The sequence below is a fragment of the Afipia carboxidovorans OM5 genome, assembly GCF_000218565.1.
In the GTDB taxonomy this organism is placed as follows: domain Bacteria; phylum Pseudomonadota; class Alphaproteobacteria; order Rhizobiales; family Xanthobacteraceae; genus Afipia; species Afipia carboxidovorans.
This window is the reverse complement of sequence record NC_015684.1, coordinates 1,073,964-1,090,317: the sequence shown is the minus strand read 5'-3', so window position 1 is coordinate 1,090,317 and position 16,354 is coordinate 1,073,964. Positions and strand designations below refer to the sequence as shown.

15 protein-coding genes are annotated in these 16,354 nt (G+C 63.5%); 1 reads left to right on the top strand and 14 read right to left on the bottom strand.

What is annotated here, in order from left to right; translation table 11 throughout:
- Window positions 1-108: 108 nt before the first annotated feature.
- The 6 genes from OCA5_RS05180 to OCA5_RS05155 form a co-directional block, all read right to left on the bottom strand.
- On the bottom strand, window positions 109-348 hold the full coding sequence (locus OCA5_RS05180) for a hypothetical protein (protein WP_013912906.1): 240 nt from the start codon (window positions 346-348) through the stop codon (window positions 109-111).
- 335 nt (window positions 349-683) lie between these two features.
- Window positions 684-1,595: a methylisocitrate lyase gene (gene prpB / locus OCA5_RS05175; protein WP_012564207.1), complete on the bottom strand. Its 912-nt coding sequence runs from the start codon at window positions 1,593-1,595 to the stop codon at window positions 684-686.
- 9 nt (window positions 1,596-1,604) lie between these two features.
- The gene (gene prpC / locus OCA5_RS05170; RefSeq protein WP_012564208.1) at window positions 1,605-2,780 is read right to left on the bottom strand and encodes a bifunctional 2-methylcitrate synthase/citrate synthase; all 1,176 of its coding nucleotides are present in this window, start codon (window positions 2,778-2,780) and stop codon (window positions 1,605-1,607) included.
- Window positions 2,781-2,962: 182 nt separating this feature from the next.
- A complete protein-coding gene (locus OCA5_RS05165; protein WP_012564209.1) occupies window positions 2,963-4,480 on the bottom strand; it encodes an MmgE/PrpD family protein in 1,518 nt (505 codons plus the stop codon).
- A 19-nt stretch (window positions 4,481-4,499) separates the two neighbouring features.
- On the bottom strand, window positions 4,500-4,961 hold the full coding sequence (locus tag OCA5_RS05160) for an acyl-CoA thioesterase (protein ID WP_012564210.1): 462 nt from the start codon (window positions 4,959-4,961) through the stop codon (window positions 4,500-4,502).
- A 263-nt stretch (window positions 4,962-5,224) separates the two neighbouring features.
- Entirely contained in the window at window positions 5,225-6,166 is a 942-nt protein-coding gene (locus OCA5_RS05155) for an AEC family transporter (RefSeq protein WP_012564211.1), read from the bottom strand.
- Window positions 6,167-6,411: 245 nt separating this feature from the next.
- Here OCA5_RS05155 and OCA5_RS05150 point away from each other — a divergent pair, with 245 nt between their 5' ends.
- Complete coding sequence (locus OCA5_RS05150; protein ID WP_244396084.1) at window positions 6,412-7,644, top strand: MFS transporter; 1,233 nt, start codon at window positions 6,412-6,414, stop codon at window positions 7,642-7,644.
- A 10-nt stretch (window positions 7,645-7,654) separates the two neighbouring features.
- On the opposite strand, the gene OCA5_RS05145 is transcribed toward OCA5_RS05150, so the two are convergent.
- The 8 genes from OCA5_RS05145 to OCA5_RS05115 form a co-directional block, all read right to left on the bottom strand.
- Window positions 7,655-8,671 carry a glycosyltransferase family 4 protein gene (locus OCA5_RS05145; protein ID WP_012564213.1) on the bottom strand — a complete coding sequence of 339 codons (1,017 nt, stop codon included), beginning with the start codon at window positions 8,669-8,671 and terminating at the stop codon, window positions 7,655-7,657.
- Between the two features lie 12 nt (window positions 8,672-8,683).
- The gene (locus OCA5_RS05140; RefSeq protein ID WP_012564214.1) at window positions 8,684-9,910 is read right to left on the bottom strand and encodes a lipopolysaccharide biosynthesis protein; all 1,227 of its coding nucleotides are present in this window, start codon (window positions 9,908-9,910) and stop codon (window positions 8,684-8,686) included.
- A 256-nt stretch (window positions 9,911-10,166) separates the two neighbouring features.
- Window positions 10,167-11,396, bottom strand: a complete 1,230-nt coding sequence (locus OCA5_RS05135; RefSeq protein ID WP_244396085.1) for a GGDEF domain-containing protein — start codon at window positions 11,394-11,396, stop codon at window positions 10,167-10,169.
- A gap of 25 nt (window positions 11,397-11,421) precedes the next feature.
- Complete coding sequence (locus tag OCA5_RS19100) at window positions 11,422-11,574, bottom strand: hypothetical protein (protein WP_012564216.1); 153 nt, start codon at window positions 11,572-11,574, stop codon at window positions 11,422-11,424.
- 78 nt (window positions 11,575-11,652) lie between these two features.
- Window positions 11,653-13,590, bottom strand: coding sequence for a hypothetical protein (locus tag OCA5_RS05130; protein WP_012564217.1), 1,938 nt, complete (start codon window positions 13,588-13,590; stop codon window positions 11,653-11,655).
- 432 nt (window positions 13,591-14,022) lie between these two features.
- Window positions 14,023-15,036, bottom strand: a complete 1,014-nt coding sequence (locus OCA5_RS05125; protein ID WP_013912903.1) for a 2-dehydropantoate 2-reductase — start codon at window positions 15,034-15,036, stop codon at window positions 14,023-14,025.
- Between the two features lie 406 nt (window positions 15,037-15,442).
- Entirely contained in the window at window positions 15,443-15,742 is a 300-nt protein-coding gene (locus OCA5_RS05120) for an FmdB family zinc ribbon protein (protein ID WP_012564219.1), read from the bottom strand.
- A gap of 68 nt (window positions 15,743-15,810) precedes the next feature.
- Window positions 15,811-16,323 (bottom strand): AmiS/UreI family transporter, encoded by a 513-nt coding sequence (locus OCA5_RS05115; protein ID WP_012564220.1) that lies wholly within the window; start codon window positions 16,321-16,323, stop codon window positions 15,811-15,813.
- Window positions 16,324-16,354: the final 31 nt, after the last annotated feature.

Genomic DNA, 16,354 nt, shown 5'->3' with positions numbered 1-16,354 from the left:
ATTGTGGCAAGGCGCCAAGAGGCGGCTGTCGCCCGCGCGATGCGATCGTCCATGAGAGTTTGGACGACGATGTGAGGTACGCCGCCACGCAAACCGCGGCATGAGCACTCAGCTCGTCAGCAGCGCGGGCGCGTCCTTGCGCTCATGATAGAGGAAGAAGATTTGCGACTCGACTTCCGCACGCCACAGCATAGTGGCGGAGGGCAGGAAGCTCTGCTTCATTCTGTAAAGCGGGTCGCCCTCACGCGAAGGCAGGTACGCCTTGATGAGAAAATAGCCGGCCGCGACGATCAACACGCCGCCGACCGCGCCGCCCATCAACCCTAGCCAGAATGTCCGGTTTTCCATCGTCGCCCCAAGAATGACGAACGATAGCCAGCCGCCGCTTCGATGTAAATCGTCAGGCTGTAGCCTTGATAGCCCAGGTTATTATCATGGGTTAATCGCGCGCGAAAAAAACGCAGTCGTCACAGCGGAAGGCGGTAACCGCCTTACCTCGCCGCCCTCGTGGAATATTTCAAACTTTGGTCGACACCCAAGGCGTCATGCCGGGCATAGCCCGTCGAAGACGGGCGTAAACGCCCTTATGCCCCGGCAATCCATCGCATCCGTAAACGGCCCCGGCTCGGCAGTGCGGCATCGGGCGATGCCGCGCTGCGTCCGGGGGCATAAGGATTGGGGAGTTACCCCACCTTCGGCACGATGGTTTCGACGATCGAGGCGTCGAGCGCCTCGTAGTCGTGGAGGCGGATCGTCGCGTAAAGCTCGGCGCGGGTCTGCATCTCGTCCACCATCGCCTTGGTGGTGCCGTCGCGCTTCAGCGCGGCGTAGAGCTTTTCCTGCGCCTTGTTCGCCACGCGCAGCGAGGACACCGGCCAGATCACCATCTTGTAGCCCATCGCCTCGAACTCGGCGGCGGTGAAGAACGGCGTCCGCCCGAACTCGGTCATGTTGGCGAGCAGCGGCACACCCGGCATGCGCTTGGCGAATTCCGTGAACATCTCCCGCGAGGTCAGCGCCTCGGGAAAGATCGCATCGGCGCCGGCCTCGATGTAGAGCTTGGCGCGCGCGACCGCGCCGTCGATGCCTTCGCTTGCCGCCGCGTCGGTGCGGGCGATCAGATAGAGGTGCCGCCGCGCCTTGGCAGCCGCGGCAACCTTCGCCGCCATGTCGCGCGGATCGGCCAGCTTCTTGTCGTTCAAATGGCCGCACTTCTTCGGCAGCAACTGGTCCTCGATGTGGACCGCTCCTGCCCCGGCATCCTCGAACGTCCGCACCATGTGCATGACGTTGAGCGCCTCGCCGTAGCCGGTGTCGCCATCGACCAGCACCGGCAGGCCGGAAGCACGCGCGACCTGGCGCACGAAGAACGCCACTTCATCGACGGTGATCATGCCGAGATCGGGCAGCCCCATCGAGGCCGTCATCGCCGCACCGGACAGATAGAGCGCCTCGAAGCCCGCATCCTTCGCCTGAATTCCGGCCTGCCCGTTATGGGCACCCGGAATGCCGAGAATGTGCGAACGATCGACCAGCGTGCGGAAACGCTCGCCCGCGGAGCGGTCAGCCAGATCGGCGCCGACAAGATAGGTCATGCTCTCTCCTTACCCGGCCTTCGACGAGGTCGCTTTCTTTCCACGCTTCTTGATCGGAACGAACTTCAGGTTCTCCGGGCCGACATAATTTGCCGACGGCCGGATGATCTTGTTGTCGATACGCTGCTCGATAATGTGCGCCGACCAGCCCGAGGTGCGCGCAATCACGAACAACGGCGTGAACATCGCCGTCGGCACACCCATCGCGTAGTAGGAGGCTGCGCTGAACCAGTCGAGGTTCGCGAACATCTTCTTGGTCTCGGCCATCACCGCCTCGATACGGTCGGCGATCTCGAACATGCGCATGTCGCCGCGCTCGGCCGACAGCCGCCGCGCCACGTCCTTGATGACCTCGTTGCGCGGATCGGCGACGGTGTAGACCGGGTGACCGAAACCGATCACCACTTCCTTGGCCTCGACGCGGCGGCGGATATCGGCTTCCGCCGCATCAGCATCGGCATAACGCTGCTGGATCTCGAAGGCGACCTCGTTGGCGCCGCCATGCTTCGGCCCGCGCAGCGCGCCGATCGCGCCGGTGATCGCCGAATACATATCCGAGCCTGTACCCGCGATGGTGCGCGCGGTGAAGGTCGAAGCGTTGAACTCATGCTCGGCATAGAGAATGAGCGAGGTGTGCATCGCGCGCTCGTGCGAGCTAGACGGCTTCTCGCCATGCAGGAGATGCAGGAAGTGCGCGCCAATGGAGTCGTCATCGGTCTCGACCTCGATGCGACGGCCGTTGTGCGAGAAGTGATACCAATAAAGCAGCATCGAGCCGAGCGAAGCCATCAGGCGGTCGGCGATATCCTTCGCACCCGGCTGGTTATGGTCGTGGGCTTCCGGCAGCACGCAACCGAGCACGGAGACGCCGGTGCGCATCACGTCCATCGGATGCGCGGCGGCGGGAAGTTGCTCCAGCGCCTGACGCACGGCAGCCGGCAGCCCGCGCATCGCCTTCAGCTTCGCCTTGTAGGCGTCGAGCTCGGCAACGGTCGGAAGCACGCCGTGAACGAGAAGATAGGCGATTTCCTCGAACTCGCAGGTCTCCGCGACGTCGAGAATGTCGTAGCCGCGATAATGCAGGTCGTTGCCGCTGCGGCCGACGGTGCAGAGCGCGGTGTTGCCGGCCATCACGCCCGACAGGGCGACGGATTTCTTGGGCTTCGGTGCGGAATTCGCGTCCATCACATTTCCTTCCTTTATTTCCCGGCGAACCGAAACCTTTCGCGTCAGGTCCGCCCATATTGTTCTTTCAGATCCCATTCTTTCAGGCCGAGTCGGCCCGGAGTACTCGCATAAAGGCATCCGGCCCCTGCATTTGCGCCCGGCCGCCGCTGGCGGCCGGAACACGCAGATACCGGGAGTTTTTACTTCGCGCGCCAGTCGAAAATGCCGTGCGGCGAAGCCTTGCCGAGCTTGCTCGCTTCGACCGTGAACGACAGTTGCGCAAGCTCGCCTGCCTTCAGCGAAGTCAGCGCCTCGACCGCAGCGATGAAGCGATCCTGCTCCTTCGTGGGCACGATTCCCTCGGCAAGCGTGCGGAATTTCTTGACGTAGTCGGGGCGCGTGAACGGCCGCGCGCCGAGCGGGTTGGCGTCGGCAATCGCGAGTTCGTCCTCGATCACCTTGCCGTCGTTGAGCGTGACCACAACCTTGCCGCCGAACGCCTTTTCCTTCGGGTCCTGGCTGTGATAGCGGCGGGTCCACTCCTTGTCCTCGACGGTCGAGATCTTGTGCCACAACGCCACCGTGTCCTTGCGCTGCGCACGCTCGGGCGCATAGGAGCGCTCGTGGTGCCAGCCGCCGTCCTCGAGAGCCACGGCGAAGATGTACATGATCGAATGGTCGAGCGTTTCGCGGCTCGCGTTCGGGTCCATCTTCTGCGGATCGTTGGCGCCGGTGCCGATCACATAATGAGTGTGGTGGCTGGTATGAATGACGATGCTCTTCACCTTTGAGAGATCGCCGATCTTCGGACCCAGGCGACGCGCGAGGTCGATCAGCGCCTGGCTCTGGTATTCGGCGGAGTGCTCCTTGGTGTAGGTCTCGAGAATGGCGCGCTTGGCCTCGCCCTTTTCCGGCAGCGGCACGACATATTCGGCCTTGGGGCCGGACAGGAGCCAGGCGATGAAACCATCCTCGCCCTCATAGGCCGGCGACGGCGCACCCTCGCCGCGCATTACGCGGTCCACCGCCTCGATCGCCATCTTGCCTGCGAACGCCGGGGCATAGGCCTTCCAACTCGAAATCTCACCCTTGCGCGACTGCCGCGTGGTGGTGGTGACATGCAGCGCCTGCTGCACCGCCTGATAGATCGTCTCGGTCGGCAGCTTCAACAGCGTGCCGATACCGGCCGCGGCCGACGGGCCGAGATGGGCGATGTGGTCGATCTTGTGCTCGTGCAGGCAGATGCCCTTCACGAGGTTGACCTGAATCTCGTAGCCGGTGGCAAGGCCACGCACGAGATCGGCGCCGGACAGATTGGTGTGCTGCGCGACCGCGAGGATCGGCGGAATGTTATCGCCGGGATGCGAGTAGTCGGCGGCCAGAAACGTGTCGTGGAAATCGAGTTCGCGCACCGCGACGCCGTTCGCCCACGCCGCCCATTCCGGCGAGACGCGTTTGTCGGCCGCAAGGCCGAAGATCGTGGCGCCAGGTGCAAACGGATGCGCCTCCGCCTGCGCCCGCGCGCTCACCACCGGCCGCCGTGCCAGTGAGGCGGCGGCAACGGAGGCATTGTCGATGATGCGGTTGCCGATCATCTCCGCGACCGCGGGCTCGACCGCGACCGGATCGGCAGCCACTTCGGCAATCTTCCAGGCCAACTGGTCGGCACGCTGGAGGTGTTCGGCGGATTTGTAGGTGCGGACGGTGTGGTTCTTCACGGGTCGGGCTTCCTTGGCTTTACGTCGATTGGGATGGGTCGGGGTCGATCCGGACCGGACGCCCCTGTTCGTTGACGGCAACCATCTCGAACTGGCCGCGCATCGCCGCGCGATGCTGCTTGCTCACGAGATCTTCGCGCAGGATTTCCACGCCCACCGTCATCGAGCTTTTTCCGGTGCGGGTGATGCGCGCCACGATCTCGATGAGCTCGCCGACCTTCACGGGTTCGAGAAAGTCGACCTTCTCGGCGGTCGCCATCACGACGTTGCGGCCGGCGCGGCGCGCACCCGCGACAAAGGCGGCCTTCGCCATCAGGCTCAGGGCGCTGCCGGCAAACAGGGTGCCGTAATGGTTGGCGTGCTCGGGAAAGACGATTTCGAGAAGACGCGTGTCGCCCGATGTGCTGGCTGCTGGGGCGGGCGCATCGGGGGCGGACTGTGGACGAGAGGTGGGGGTCCGGCTTTTCATCGCGGCGCACACTAGCCATCCCGACCGGCTTTTGAAATGACGAAGAAAGTCTAGGGCGGGCCTGCGGCGAGGAAAATTATACCTATAAGATCAGCGCGTTATCTTCCGGCCCCGATCACGGGCCCAACCCGCGCGACAATCGGGCCCGAAAAAATGCATCTTCTGTCATGGCCGGGCTTGTCCCGGCCATCCACGTCCTCCCCTGTCGAAGGTTCCAGAGACGTAGATGCCCGGCATAAAGCGGGCATGACAACTGGCGAGTAAATCCACCCGCCCTAGATCGCAATCGCCACGTAGATCGACACCGTGATGATCGACAGCGTGGTCGAAATCAGAATCGTGGTCGAGGTGATGCCGGCCTCGCGCTTGTAGAGCTCCGCGAGCATGAACGGACCCGTGCCGGTCGGCAGCGCGGAGAGCAGCACCGCAGCCTGGGTCAAGAACGGCGACAGGTTGAACACCTGCGTCGCCAGTACCCAGGCGAGCACCGGATGCAGCAGGAGCTTCAGCGTCACGAACAGCGTCGCCGCGCGGGTGTCGGCCGCGGCACTTTCACTCTCGCGCTTCTCGGCGAGAAACAGGCCGAGCGTCACCAGCGCGCAAGGCGCGGCGGTCGCGGCCAGCAGCTTGATGAAGTTGTCGATCGGCCCCGGAATCGTCACGCCCGAGATCGGGATCAGCGCGCCGAGCGCCGGCGCGACCAGAAGCGGATTACGCAGCAGCGAATTCCCGACCTTCAGCGCGACGAGATGCACCCTGCCCTCCGGCTGCAGGCCGATCTCGATCAGCACGATCGCAACCGCGAACACCACGCAGACCGTGATGATGCAGGCGATGGTGGTCGGCGCCATCGCCTCCTGCCCGAGCACGATCAGCAGCAGCGGAAATCCCATGAAGCCGGTGTTGGCATAGCCCGCATTGAGGCCGTCGATCGCCGCATCCGCAAGATGCCGCGGCTTGCGATAGCGCAGCACGAAGGCGAGCGCGTAGATCAGCAGGCTGCTCAGTCCGAACACCGCGATGAAGCCGGGTTTCCAGATATCGGCCCAGCCCGCATGGGCAATCACGTCAAACAAAAGCGCAGGCAGCGCGAGATAGACCACGAAGCGGTTGAGCTCGGACGTCGATTGCGGGCCGAGCACGCCAATGCGGCGCACCAGCCATCCCGTGAAAATCAGCGCAAAGACGGGGAAAACAACGACGAGGGCAGACAGCATGCTCAACCAATCGAGAGATCCGCAGGCTTCCTGCGAAGCAAGATGAAATCACGCGTGCCGCCCGCCGTTCAATGGGGCGCACGGCGTTCCGCATAAGACTTTGGTGACAACGCAAGATCGTCTCTCGATACGCTACCCGCGCGCGACAAGCTATGCGGCAGAAACGTTGGCCCCCTCCCCTGTTGCATAGGAAACTTTCGTCCGCATTGTTGTATTGCGTACGATATGCTTCAGCTTCGCATCCGATGAAAACCCGCCAGCCCAAACCCGCCGCACCGGCCCCCGCCGCCCCGATATGGGTCGAGCGCGGCACCGGCACCTATCGGCGCATTTCGATTGCACTGTTTCTCGCGGGCTTCGTCACCTTCACGCTGGTCTATGACGTGCAGCCGCTGCTACCGGAATTCGCCACCGATTTTCAGGTGAGCGCGGCGACGAGTTCGCTCGCTCTGTCTGTGACGACGGCCTGCCTTGCCATCGCCATTCTGTGCGCGGGCGCGGGCTCGGAAATGTTCGGCCGGCGCAAGCTGATGTTCGTCTCGATGGGCCTCGCCTCGTTCCTCAACATCGCGCAGGCGGTGGTGCCGGACTGGCACGCGCTGCTGATCATCCGCGCGCTCGAAGGCATCGTGCTCGGCGGCGTGCCCGCGGTGGCGATGGCCTACCTCGCCGAGGAAATCCACCCCAAAGGCCTCGGAATGACGATGGGCCTTTATATCAGCGGCACCGCGTTCGGCGGCATGGCGGGCCGCGTGCTGAGCGGCGTTATTGCCGAGCATACGTCGTGGCGATGGGCGCTCGGCACCATCGGCGTCATCGACCTTCTGATGACGTTCGCCTTCATCATGCTGCTGCCGCCCTCGCGCAACTTCCAGCGCCAGTTGGGCTTCGATGCCCGCTTCCATCTGCAGGCATGGGGCCGCCATTTGCGCGATTCCGGCCTGCCGTTTCTGTTCCTGATCGGCTGCCTGTCGATGGGCGCCTTCATCACGATCTACAACTACGCTGCCTTCCGCCTTGTCGGCGCGCCTTACGAACTGAACCAGACCCAACTTGGCCTGATCTTCACGGTCTATCTGTTCGGCATCGTCGCATCCTCGACCGCGGGCGCGATGGTTGATCGCATCGGCCGTGCGCCGGTGCTGCTCACCGGCCTTACCGTGATGCTGGCCGGCATCGGCGTCACGCTGCTGCAGCCGCTCCTTCTGGTGATCGCCGGCATCTCGCTCGTCACCATCGGCTTCTTTATTTCGCACTCGGTCGCGAGCGGCTGGGTCGGCCGCATGGCGAAGACCACCAAGGGCCACGCCGCCTCGCTTTATCTGCTGGCGTATTACACAGGCTCCAGCGTTGCCGGCTGGGTCGGCGGCTGGTTCTGGGCCGCGGAAGGCTGGCTCGCGGTGGCGGCCTTCACCGCCGTCATGGTCGCCTGCGGCCTCGCCGCCGCGCTGCATCTGGCGCGGACGCATCCGGGCTAGTGGGCTTCGCTTATGAGCCGGAAATCGCGCTGTCGAGCAGCGCTTCACTCGCATCCATCTGCGCCCGGCGTGTGTATCCCTCAAGATGCGCGGGAATGTTGGCGCGATAGCGCGCGATACTGTCAGGATGTTTGACAAGGTCTTCCAGTGTTGCCGCGAGTGAGGCCGCATCGCCCTTTTTGAACACCGGCCCGCAGGGGCCGATGACCTCCGGCAACGCACCGCTATCCGCGACAGCAACAACACATCCGCTCGCAAGGGCTTCCAGCGCGACGATGCCGAACGGTTCTTCCCATCGCGACGGCACCACGGCGATGCGGTGGTGGCTCAGCGTTTGCGCCAGCGCCTCGCCTCGCAACGCGCCCGTGAAGACGATCCGGTCCAGCACGCCCGCATTCTCGGCCTGCCTCTTCAAGGCGGCTTCTTCCGGTCCCGTACCGATGATCGAAGCCGTGATGACGGTGCCGTTCTTTGCGGCGAGAGCGATCGCCTCGACCAGAAGGTCGACGCCCTTCACCCGCGTCAGCCGGCCGAGAAACACGACATCGCGATCCGGCCGAATCTCCTCCCTGAAACGGAAGATATCCGCGTTATACGAGTTGGGAATGATCGGCCCATCGAGCTTGACGGCATCGCGCAAAGCCGTGCTGACAAAGCCATTGGTGCCCAGCTTGCAGACGTACCGTTTCAGGCTGCCGTATTGCGTGCCCGACCCCGGATCGGTGTCCAGCCAGATGTGATGCATGAAGACCACCGGACGGCGCAGCACAAGCGCGGGCCACACCAGCCGCAGCGAAATGTGGTTTTGCCACACCACGTCCGTATCGCGTGTCAGATTCCACATGGTTTTCGCGTCGGGATTGCGAACAACCTTGAATGGGTACCGATCCGGCTCGCTGCTCGGTGTCGTCGCGGCGACCGTGACATCGTGACCGCGTTCCGCAAGACCCGATGCAATGTCCAATGCGGCGGTTTCCATGCCGCCCACGCTCGGGGGGAATGCGACGGTCGAGATCAGAACGCGCATGACGTCAGTCTTTCACAAAGTTGAGCCGCATGACCGGAGCATGCAAAAGCTCCGGGTCATGGCGTAGCGTACGACAAGCAGGCCACCAGCCGTCAGCAGGTAAGCCAGCGCTGCGCCTGCAAGGCCCAACATCGGCAACAGCGCCAGATTGAGAATGATCGATGCGATAGCCCCGCCGACGCTTGCGATCGCAATCGCCCGGTCCTTGCGCAGCGCCAGCATCATGAAGCCATAGCTGTCGGCGCCGGCGCGCAACGCGGTTGCTGCAAGGATGATCCAGAACACAGACAAATTTTCCTGAAGCAAGGGACGATCGAGCAGCGGCAGCAGAAGAAACAGGGCAACGCTGGCGCCAACCGCGAGAAGGACAATCCAGATCCCACCTTCCCTCTGCAGCTTGCGTTCGAGAACACGAAACGATGCATCGTCCGGCTGCCGGGCGCTCTCGATCATGCGCCGGAGATTCGGCTGGACCACGCTGAACACGACGAGATTGTGCAGCACGTTGGCGACCGACCAGAACAGCGTGTAGACGCCGGTCAGTTCGAGGCCGAGGAACGCCGACAGCAAAAAACGGTCAAGATACAGGCTCACCGAGCCTGTCAGATCCTTGATGTAGAACGGGACGGACGCGCGAACGCCGCCCGCCATCCACGATGCGCGAATGCCGACGGCACGCCAGCGCGATTGCGAGAAGAGCTGCGCAGCAAGCACGATCCACGTCAAGATCAACGAGCAAAGCCAGCCAAGCAGGAGGCATTGAAGCGTGCGGGCTGACGGATCCAGAAGACCCCAGGCGATCACGACCGGAGGCCAGAGGCCGCCACGCATGAAGAACACGATGTTTGCGAAATAAACCCACCCGCGCCCGATCAGAAGGTCGCAGGCATCGGACGCGATGTGCTCGAGGAACAAAATAGCGCCGCCGATCAGCAGGAGCTGCCACGGCACCGGCGCGCCGAGCGCATAGTTCACGGCCCACAAGATTGGCTGGCCGATGGCGTGCAACAGCATCGGCAATGCAAGGCGGGTGGCGGAGCTCGCGATGGCCTCATCGCGCGGCATGGTGGCGATATGGCGCAACACCCAGTCGGTCGTACCGAGACCCAGCACAGCAGGGATCATCGTCGTCGCGCCGACGAGCAAGCCATAGACGCCGAGATCGGCGAGACCAAGGTAGCGCGCGGTATAGATCGTGAGAATGAATTTTGCAGCCGTACTGGCGATGCGGAGTGCCATAAGCAAAAGCGACTGCATCATGATCCGGTACCGGTTATCTGGACGTGTGATGAATTGAGGCCGATGATTCGAATGAGGCCGGTTAAAATCGTCCGATCCGCTGTGGCACCGCCCAAGCTCGCCCGGCCATCGGCGCCTCCTATAGAAGCGAAGGGGACCTTAATTTATCGCAAAAAAGGGCCGCAAAACTTCATCCAGAGGCTGATTTATTGGCCGGCACAACCATGGATTCAAAGGCTCGCAATCCTGCCACGCGTCATGACCGCAGCCGGACGATGCTGTCGCCGGCCGCCATCGCCGCATCGAAGGGCGCAAGGCTTGCCTCGCTCGAGGACAAAAGCACACGGTTACGCCCGGTGTGCTTCGCATCGTAAAGCGCAAAATCCGCCCGCCGCAGCAGCGCGATGATATCGACCTCGCCGTTCTCGCAGGCGACGCCGGCGCTGACCGTCACGCCGAAATCGCCCGACGAGGAAATGAAGCGCTGCCCGGCGAGGCTTTCGCGCACGCGCTCCGCCACCTGCATCGCCTGAGCAGCCATAGTGCCAGACAGAACGATGACGAATTCCTCGCCGCCGAGACGCGCGGCGAGATCGCCCTCGCGGGTGTTGGCGGCGAGCAGGCTCGCAAACGTCTGCAGCACGGTGTCACCGACCTGATGACCATGCCGGTCGTTCACCGCCTTGAAGTGATCGACATCGAACACCACGACGGCGACCGGCGCCGCAACGCGCTGCGACTTGTCGAACAGAGCGCGGCGGTTGAGGAGACCCGTCAGCGAGTCATGCTCGGCTTCGCGCTGATGGTGGCGGGTGATGCGGACCTGATTGAGCGCCAGCGACAATGCACCGAGCCCGCCGATACTGGTGATCGACATCACGAGATTGATGTTCTCTGCCCAGCCGGAGGGCGCGCGATGCATCATCCATTCGCCCTGCTGGAGCAGCACCACAGCGCACAGCACGAAGGACAACGCCGTCAACGCATAGAGCGCGGAGAGAAGAAGAATGAGGAGCGGCGCTTCGGCGCGCCAGCGCCAGTATTCCCACGCGGTCGCCAGCATGAACGCCGCCGCACCGAGATTGAGCGCGATATAGGAAATGCCGTCATAGCCCCGCAGCATCGGGACGGCCATCAGCGCGATCGACACGCCCGCTGTGACGGCAACGGTGCGCGCCGGCAGTTTGCCGGTCTGGAATTGGTAAGCCGAGCCCATGAACAGCGCGAGGCCGATCAGCAGCGCCGCAAAGGCGACGATGCCGATCACCGGCGAGAATTCCGCGACAAACGACTGGTAGAAAATCAGCGCGATGGCGAGGCAGGACACGCCGCCAGCCCATGTCATCAGGATGCTGTCGGTGCGCGACACCAGCCAGCTCCCGAAGAACGTGAAGGCGAGCCCGGCGCTACAAAAACTCAGCGCGATCAGAAGAGAATTGTAATCGAGCACGGCCGTCCCACGTTCCCTGAAACCCGGCTGCACCATGCGAGGCTTGTCATTAAGAGAACGCTTAATGCAGTGCAACACCCGCAAGCAAACCTAACGGATGCTGAATCGGATGATTAAAATGATAACTAAAATTATGCCGGGTGGAAGCGCGGCATTTGTCGGCTTGCAGCGGCGCGGCCAACATTCCCGTCATGCCCGGCTTTATGCCGGGCATCCACGTCTTTCCTCATCATTACGCGACGGACTGTGCTCCGCCCTAGTGCGCTGATTCACGCGCACTTAAACATAAACCTTACACGCCCCGCGCACCGCGAGCGGGCCGGCGGCGCTCGTGAAACCACGGTCGATACTTCGTCATCTTGGCGCGCTGGGCCTCCGGCGCGTGGCGCTTGCAGGTCGCGGCCTCGTCGCTACTCGCGGTCGCGCCCCACCGCAGTTCGACGCAGTCGTTGACGTTGTAGGCCATCTCCAGCGCGGGCGCGCGGTCGATCACATCCTTCACCGTCAGCGTCCACGGCGAGCCATCGCTGCGCGTATAGGTGAATTTACGTGCAGCAAGCTCTGAGGCGAGCGCGCTTTGCAGTTCGCCCTTCACGTCCGCAACGCTCCTGCCCGCCGGCATCGCGTAACGATCGGGTCGCCGCGCAACGCGGTCCGGGAAGCCGCGCACCACGTCGATCGCAATCAGAAGCCGCAGATCGCGTGAGGGGGTCGCGAAATCCTCCCACGCGCCGGTGGTCTCGAAGATCGCCGCGCCCTCCGGCATCGACGCAACACCGCGGCCACTGTCGAGATATTTGCGGCCGTTCTCGACCGACGTGACGCGCGCCTGCGCCTGTTCGTCGAGCGCGGCAATCACTTCCTTCATCGCGCGCGAGGGATCGAGCGGCGCGGGCGACATCACATCGTCCATGCGGTCGTAGAACGCCTCGGTCGTCATCTTCGACTGCTCGGCCGAATAATTGCCGTACTGCGCGCTGCCCGCGATCTGGGTGTTCGTCAACCGCCGCAGCGCGCCGTTGCGCTCGCGCACCACCGGGCGAAACCGCTTGAAGCCCGGCCCCGTGGTGTTGTCCTGCGCGAACAGGAAATTGCCGCGCCAGAATCGCTTGATCGCCACCGTGCCGTCCGGCTGCGCATCGGCCGCGAGGAAGACGCCGGCCGAATGATCGGTCTGCGCGACGCGCTTCGTCAGCATCAGGATGTGCCCGAACGGGTCGGCGTAGATCGTGCCGGGCCGCAGCGCTGCCTGCGTCAGCGCCACCGGATAGTAATCGGTGTTGTTATCCGCTGCCGCCGTTCGTCCCGAGCCGGAATGCACGGCATCGCCGATCACGTTGATGTATTTGCCGAAGGAGGCTGCGAGGCTGAGGCGCTTTGCCGGCGCAGGCTCGGCCGCGGCAGCATCCGCAGGCTCGGCCGATGCCGATTGCTGCGGTGGTTGACGCGCGGCCTCGACACTCTCGATGTTGAACCACTGCGGGCAGGTCGGTGCCTTGGTCGCGGTGCCGCGCGAACAGCGCGAATAGCCGAACGGCAGCCCGAGCTTGAAGGCGAAATACGCGCGCAGGAAATACGGCATGTCCGCGCAATCGGGGTGGAACACCATCCCCATCTCATCCTCACCGAGGCCGAGGTAATCGAACAGGAAATTGCGCGAGCGATCACGCAGCACCTCATGCAGCGCCTTCCACGACGGCGGCGCATCGAGCGAGGCATCGAACAGCTTCTCGATCCAGGCCGAATAGAGATTTTCCGTAGCGCGATCCCAAGTGTCGTGAACCGGCCAGACGCTGCCCGCCACGGTCCCCGGTTTCTGCGGCCGCTCGGCGCGCACCGCGATCTCGCGCGTCACCGTCTCGCAGCCGGACACAGCACGATCACGCACGAATTTCGCATGCCACGTTCCCGCAACCGGCGTTGCGACTTCGGCGATCCAGAAATAAGGCGGGCCACCATGCGGCTTGCTCGATTTCACCGCGACGCTGCCGTCCGGCGCAATCAGCGAAAGCTCGCCCTGCGCCGACTTCTCGGCTGCGAAGATCACCCGCAGCGGCGCACCTTTCCATGGCACGGCAGGCGAGGCCAGCACGGCGAGGTTGGTGCCCTCGGTGGCGCATGCGCTGGACGTTTCGGCCCATGCTTGCGTGGATGAAACAGGAGAGATGAAAAAGGCGCTCGCGATCAGCAGTGACGCAGTCGCGGCGGCAATCCGGCTGTGCGGAAACATCGGGCCTCCCTGCACGCTGTCAGAACGGCGCCCGGATATTGCGAAAAGCGAGGTGGCAGGTCCACCCTTTTATAGGGATCGCAAACCGATATTTGGGTGCGGAAGGAACCGGATTTGCTGCTCTCTGCCAGGGCTAGGCAGGTTCATCAGCGATTGATTCGAAGTTGTTATTCTGCGGGCCTCACCCGCGATGCGCTCCCTCTCCCCGTTCTTGCGGGGAGAGGGTTGGGGTGAGGGGCACTGAACTCAAACGTGAAATTCGATCCCCCTCACCCGGCTCGCCATAGCGCGTTGAAGACGCGCGTAACCGCGCTTATGGCTCGCCGACCTCTCCCCGCCGGGGAGAGGTAAAGGGAACCTCTGCGGGCACGATCACTGAATGAGTAACCTGCACTGCGATGACGAGAGAAGTTCGGCGCACTCGCCGCCTCATCAATCGTCGACCTCGGCGACCTTTTCCTCCGGGAACGTCGGGTAGATTCCCTTCACCCGCCCCATCTGCTTGGCGAGGGCGAGCACCGCATTGATGTGCGGCGTCGGCACTTCGGTGAGACGGCCGAGTTCCTGCACCGAGGTCAGCAGCGCGTCGAGTTCGATCGGGCGGTTCTTGTCGACATCCTGCAGCATCGAGGTGCGATGGGCGCCGACGCGCGCCGCGCCGTTGATGCGCCGTTCGATATCGACTCGGAAATGCACGCCGATGCGCCGCGCGATACGCTCGGCCTCCTCCATCATGTTGCGGGAGAGTTCGCGCGTGCCTGGATCGGTCGCGACGACATCGAGAGTCGCATGCGTCAGCGCCGAGATCGGGTTGAAGCACAAATTGCCCCACAGCTTCAGCCAGATGTCGTTGCGGATCTCGGGCAGGATCGGCGCCTTCAGCCCGGCGCTCTCGAACAGTTGCGACAGCTTTTGCGCGCGCTCGGTGACGGCGCGGGTCGGCTCACCGAGGCCGAACTTGTCGCCAGAGATGTGATGGATGACACCCGGCGCCTCGACCTCCGCCGCCGGATAGACCGTGCAACCGATGACGCGCTCCGGCCCGATCGCATTCCACTGCCGCGAGCCGGGATCGACGCTCTCGATGCGCCGGTCGGCATATTGCCCCTGGAAGCCGTGGAAGTACCACCACGGCAGGCCGTTCTGCGCGGTGACGACCGAGGTGTTCGGCCCGAGCAGCGGCTTCATCTGCTCGGCGACTTCCCACGCCTGATGCGCCTTCAGCGCAATGATGACGTAATCCTGCGGCCCGAGTTCCGCGGGATCGGCGGTCGCCGTCATCCGCGCGACCTTCTCCTCGCCGCCGATGTGCAGCTTGAGTCCGTCGTCCTTGATCGCCTTGAGGTGCGCGCCGCGCGCAATCAAAGACACATCGGCCCCGGCGAGCTTCATCAACACGCCGACATAGCCGCCAATCGCTCCCGCGCCGTAGATACAAACCTTCATCGAAATGCCTTGCTCTTTGTGTTGCGAACGACGCAGGTTTGCGCCTCCACAAGCGGCATGACACATCCGGCAGGGCCTCCGCCACGAATGCCGTGTGAGGTGTAAAAGTTAGTCAAATTACAAATTTACAAAACAAGTCAGCCGTCTTGTGACTAAACCGACTCCGGGAAAGCCGAACTGCTCCGAACGGGGAGCGGACGCAAGCAAGGACCACGGCACCCCCTCTCCCCGTTCTTACGGGGAGAGGGTTAGGGTGAGGGGCTCTCAATGCCTCGATTTAATATCCAGTTCCCCTCACCCGCGCCTATGGCGCGGCCTCTCCCCAACGGGGAGAGGCGAAGGAAACGCGGCTGCGGGACCGATCGATGAACTATTGAACATCCACGGCCGCGAACGACCGTCGCGATCAGTGCCCAAGCGACCAGCGCCGCTCGATCGGCGTTGGCTTCTTGCGCACCGCGCAAAGCGCGCAGCCACAGCCGGCAAGATGCTTGCGGGAAACGACACGCGGCTCCGACGCCGTCTTCTCCGAGCGCGAAAGTGCACGGCGCAATCCCGACCCCATCGTGCTGAGATGAGGCGTCGCCATCATCCGCGCCGCTTCGGCCGCGCAGCTCGGGCAGCACATCGCCTTCTCCGCTTCCGACATCTCCGCCCATCCCTCGAAGGGACCGCACTCTTCGCAGGCGTAACTGTAAAGTGGCATTCGATCCTCCAGAGTTTTTTGACGCGTTTTCTTCACGCGAACCGGTTCCCGGTTCGCTCGAAAACGCTTTAGATTTTCCCTTCGAGCATCAGCATGCCGGGCAACCATCCGGTGAAAATGCCGACCAGCAGTGTCGCCATGCCTGTTGCCGGCAGAATCGGACGCTTGGCCGCGAGCAGCAGGAAATACATGAACCAGAGCACCGCCCACGCGGTCCAGTTGAACGCCATCCAGAGGCCCGCGATATCGGCCGAGTCCCTGAATGCACCGATTGCAACCGGCACCACGGTGATCGCGACGAACAGGCTGAACCAGCCGAGGCCGCGCCCATCCACCGACACCACCCGGTTGTAGGCAACCCAGAGATACGTCGTCGTGAACAACAGGGTCAGCGCCGCGGCCCGCACCGAGCCGGCATTCGCGCCCGGCCCGAACGCCGAGTAGAGCGCGACGCACAGCGTGATGAAGCCCGACACCACGTTGATGAAAGCAATCTCGCGGTCTTCGATCTTCCCGAGCAGCCAAAGGCCATTCAGGGTCAGAACCGCGCCGACATAAAGTAACGCCAATCCGAGAAGCATGGCCCGTCCTCCGCCGGCACCGGTCGGCCCG